The 228-nt window shown below is 29.8% G+C and carries 1 protein-coding gene; it reads right to left on the reverse strand.

The genetic code is table 11. From position 1 onward, the window contains the following. The coding region (locus H2O73_RS24490) for a hypothetical protein (RefSeq protein WP_220457802.1) at positions 1 to 228 on the reverse strand (228 nt) is incomplete at both ends.

Below are 228 nucleotides of genomic sequence, written 5' to 3' on the forward strand. Positions count from 1 at the left end.
AGGATATGGAATGCTTCTATGTATTTAGAAAATTTTTTCTCTTTTGGAAAGAAATAAACCAAGCTGTTTGCTTCTTTTTTGAAGTATTCTATTCGGAATTCTGTTTCATCAAACATATCGCCTTTTACGCTATTGATGATAAGTTCGTTTAACTGTTTAAACATCTTGTTACTACCAATATCTACATTGCTTTTGTTTCCTTCGTCATTAATAAACAGTGTTTGATCT

Source organism: Vibrio marinisediminis, assembly GCF_014050145.1.
In the GTDB taxonomy this organism is placed as follows: Bacteria; Pseudomonadota; Gammaproteobacteria; order Enterobacterales; family Vibrionaceae; genus Vibrio; species Vibrio marinisediminis.